At 58.3% G+C, this 3,967-nt stretch carries 4 protein-coding genes and 2 tRNA genes; 1 reads left to right on the top strand and 5 read right to left on the bottom strand.

Going from position 1 to position 3,967, the window contains the following annotated elements; translation table 11 throughout:
• Nucleotides 1-520 (top strand): zinc-binding dehydrogenase (locus tag AC1D1P_RS16715; protein WP_477673741.1); only part of this gene is annotated, 520 nt, incomplete at its 5' end.
• A gap of 87 nt (nt 521-607) precedes the next feature.
• Here the strand turns inward: AC1D1P_RS16715 and AC1D1P_RS16720 are convergent.
• From AC1D1P_RS16720 to AC1D1P_RS16740, 5 genes are all read right to left on the bottom strand, one after another.
• A tRNA-His gene (locus AC1D1P_RS16720) sits at nt 608-683 on the bottom strand.
• A 36-nt stretch (nt 684-719) separates the two neighbouring features.
• Nucleotides 720-2,645 carry a SurA N-terminal domain-containing protein gene (locus AC1D1P_RS16725; RefSeq protein ID WP_477673742.1) on the bottom strand — a complete coding sequence of 642 codons (1,926 nt, stop codon included), beginning with the start codon at nt 2,643-2,645 and terminating at the stop codon, nt 720-722.
• Between the two features lie 87 nt (nt 2,646-2,732).
• Nucleotides 2,733-2,808: transfer RNA gene (locus AC1D1P_RS16730), tRNA-Val, on the bottom strand.
• 17 nt (nt 2,809-2,825) lie between these two features.
• On the bottom strand, nt 2,826-3,098 hold the full coding sequence (locus tag AC1D1P_RS16735) for an HU family DNA-binding protein (protein WP_007874140.1): 273 nt from the start codon (nt 3,096-3,098) through the stop codon (nt 2,826-2,828).
• 266 nt (nt 3,099-3,364) lie between these two features.
• Nucleotides 3,365-3,967: isocitrate/isopropylmalate family dehydrogenase (locus AC1D1P_RS16740; RefSeq protein ID WP_477673743.1), on the bottom strand; the 603-nt coding region annotated here is incomplete at its 5' end.

Here is a 3,967-nt window from a genome sequence, read left to right on the forward strand (position 1 = left end):
GGGCACCGCCGCCATACAGATTGCCAAGGCCGCCGGAGCTCGCGTAATCGCAGCCGCATCGACCGATGAGAAATGTGCCCTTTGCACGTCCATTGGCGCGGACGCCACCATCAACTACACCACGAAAAACCTGCGTGACGAAATCAAGGCACTGACCGAAGGCAAGGGACCTGACGTGATTTATGACCCGGTCGGCGGCGAGTTTAGCGAGCCGGCTTTTCGCTCCATCGCGTGGCGGGGCCGTTACCTGGTGGTGGGCTTTGCTTCGGGACCCATCCCGTCCCTGCCGCTCAACCTTACGTTGCTCAAGGGCGCTTCCATCGTCGGCGTGTTCTGGGGCGACTTCGCCAAGCGCGAACCCAAGGCCAATGCGGCCATGATGGCCGAGCTGGCCGGCTGGTATGCCCAAGGCAAGATCAAACCGGTCATCGACCGCACCATGCCCATGGCCGAACTGAAAGCCGCCTATGCCCACATGGGCTCACGGGGCGTCAAGGGCAAGCTGGTCATGGTGAACTAGGGTATGGCCCCGCCTGTGTAAGGCAGCCGCGCCAGGCCCCAAATGAAAAAGTCCCGCGAGCCTTGCGGCAAGCGGGACTTCAAATACTGGGGTGGCTGATGGGGCTCGAACCCACGACAACAGGAATCACAATCCTGGACTCTACCAACTGAGCTACAGCCACCGGAGCCCTGCATTATAGCGGCAAAGCCGCTGCAATTTACTGGGTGACGACTTCTTCTGCGCCTGCCTTGGCGACAGGAGGCTTTGCCACCAGGATTTTCGTCTTGAAGCGATCTTTCAGGCCGTTGTAATACGCCAGATTTTCCGCGGCGGTCCACCACTGCGTGTACTGGTTGCGTTCCTGCTTGGCTGCCGCTTCAGGTGGCGCCTCGCGCGGAACCACCTTGTTGACCTTGATCACGACGTAACCTTGTGCGCCGAGGCTAACCCCGGCAAATGCCGGCAAGGCAGCCGCGTCCGCGCGGAGCGCCGCATCGATCACCGGATTGGGAAGCTTCTGGGTTTGCTCACGCGACACAACCACCGGTGCGGCCAAAGCGGTTGCAGACGCCGGGGCGGCCTTCCAGGCAGCCAGCTTGGCCTCGCCCTCCTTGCGCGCTTCTTCGGCGCTGCGCTGGGCAACCCAGCGCTGGCGCACGACATCTTTCACTTCGGCAAAGGGTTGGGTGCGTGCCGGGGTGTACTGGGTGATCCGGCCTGAAACCAGCTGGCTGGGCGCTGTTTCTATGGCTTCGGTATTGCGCTTCTTTTCGATCGCATCCGGCGAAAAAAGTGCGCCCAGGAATTTCGGATTCGACAGCACGCCAGCCGCACCGGTTTTGGGCTGCCGGGCCACATTGCTGGCCGCCTTGACTTCAAGCTTCAGCTTGTCCGCCACGGGCTTGAGGCTGTCGGGCTGCTCATAGACGCCATTGGTGAAGACATCGGCAACTTCAGCAAATTTCTTCTGGGCTTCCTGCTTGCGGAGATCGGCTTCCAGCTGCGGTTTCATTTCTTCGAACGCGGGCCGCTTCGGTGCCTTGATGTCCGTCAGCTTGATGATGTGGTAGCCGAACTCCGACTCCACGACATTGCTGATGTCGCCTTTTTTCATCGCAAAGGCGGCATCCTCAAACGGCTTGACCATCGAGCCGCGCGCGAAGAAATCGAGATCGCCACCGGAAGGTGCCGAACCAGTGTCCTGCGAGGTTTTACGTGCCACATCGGCAAAAGTATCGGGCGCCTTCCTGACCTGCGCCAGCAATTCCTCTGCTTTGGCTTTCGCTTTTTCGCGATCGGCTGCCGAGGCAGTCTTGGGCGCTGCAATCAGGATATGGCTTGCCCTGCGTTCTTCAGTGCCACCCAGGCGCTGGATATTCTGCTCATAGTAGGTCTTGAGATCGGCCTCGTTGACCGTGACCGTCTTTTTGACAGTCTCGATGTCGAGCACCACATACTCAATGTTGGCCTGTTCTGGCGCCTGAAAGAGTTTCTCGTTGGCTTTGTAGAACTGCTCAAGGTCGGCATCGGTCGGTGCCAGTTTGGCTGCCATATCGGCAGCATCAAAACGGGCCAGCTGGATTTCGCGCTTCTCGAAATAGGCATTGAGCGACAGATCAGCCGCAGCATTCGTGGCGAAGCCGCTTGCACCAATACCGCCCAGCACCTGTCGGCTCGGCAGCCCGGCCTTGACATTGGCCTCAAAGATTTCCGGCGTCATGCCCTGCGATGCCAGCAACTGGCGATAGCGCTCCATATCGAGCTTGCCGTCCGGGCCTTTCAGGGCGGCGATTTCAGGGATTTTCTGCAGCTCGCGCGCCAGATAGTCGTCGGTGACGTGGGCAGCAGCAGCAACCACGCGGTCGCGTACCAGCCGCTCCAGCGTCGCGTAGCGTGCTTGTGGTGTATCCAGCAGCTTGACATCAATCGACGGCATGGAAGCGCGTATGCGCTGGACCTCGCTCTGGTGAGCCTGATCCCATTCGGGCTGCGTGATGTCTTTTCCGTCGACAACGGCAACAACCCCCCTGTTGTTCCCGGAGGGACCATTGCTGTTCATGCCCACCAATATAAAGGACGGAACAATCAGCAAAAACAGCAACGCCATGGTGACTTTGGTGTGCTTGCGAATGAAATCAAACATCTCGAACTTCCTGTGCTGCAACAGCTTTACGAACAAACCGGGAGCCAACAACAAAAAAGGCGAACCATGTTCGCCTTTTTTCGTGGGTGGTGGGTGCTGACGGGCTCGAACCGCCGACCTACGCCGTGTAAGGGCGCTGCTCTACCAACTGAGCTAAGCACCCCACGTTGAGTTTCCGTTTCAGTTCAAAGCATCCTTGAGAGCTTTGCCTGGACGGAACTTTGGAACCTTGGCAGCCTTGATTTTAATCGCATCGCCGGTACGCGGATTGCGGCCGGTGCGCGCAGCACGTTTTCCCACGGCAAAAGTGCCGAAACCCACCAGAGACACGGAGCCTCCTTTTTTCAGGGTTGTTTTCACAGCACCAATGGTTGACTCCAGCGCGCGCGTGGCGGCAGCTTTGGAAATATCAGCATGCTTGGCAATGTGCTCGATCAGTTCAGTCTTGTTCACAAGGAGCCCCTCGTTGATAAAAAGTTAATCTGGTTGTCTCTAAAAAATATCTCCCGGGACACTGTGTTGAGTGTGTCAGCGGGAGCGGCATGTGCAGTTTTCTGCTGATTCCAATTAGAGCCATGGACTCCTAACCTGTCAATACAGCAGCAAGTTTTTACAACGTGCGGAGGCGGATTCTAGACGGTTTTTCAGCGCTTTCACGGCTTAATCGTAAGCATGATGTGTAATTTTCATGCTTGACAAAAGCCGTCTTTATGACGGTTTCAGGAAGCGGACAGGGCCTCGGCGACGGCCTTGCCAAGGTCTGTCGTCCCGGCTTTTCCGCCCAGGTCCGGGGTGCGCGGCGCACCGCTTCCAGGGCTCAACACCTTTTCAATTGCAGCGAGGATGCCGTCATGCGCATCCTTGTGCCCCAGGAACTCCAGCATCATGGCACCGCACCACATCTGCCCGATAGGGTTGGCAATGTTGCGGCCCGCAATGTCCGGGGCCGAGCCGTGCACCGGTTCGAATAGCGAAGGAAACTTCCGCTCAGGGTTCAGGTTGGCGCTGGGCGCAATGCCTATGGTGCCCGTGCAGGCCGGCCCCAGGTCACTCAGGATGTCGCCGAAGAGATTGCTGGCCACSACCACRTCGAAGAAGTCGGGCCGCTGCACAAAATGCGCCGTCAGGATGTCGATATGAAATTTATCCAGCTGAATGCCTGGATAGCTTTTTGCCATCTCGGCCACGCGCTCGTCCCAGTAAGGCATGGAGATGGAAATGCCGTTGGACTTCGTCGCACTGGTCAGGTGCTTCTTGGGACGGGACTGGGCGAGTTCAAAGGCGAACTTCAGGACGCGGTCCACGCCGATACGGGTGAACAC

The sequence above is a fragment of the Polaromonas sp. P1_E1_2 genome, from assembly GCF_056406035.1.

Coding starts and splice junctions, on each gene's coding strand:
- AC1D1P_RS16725 (WP_477673742.1), bottom strand. CDS start 2,645: ATGTTTGATTTCATTCGCAAGCACACCAAAGTCACCATGGCGTTGCTG.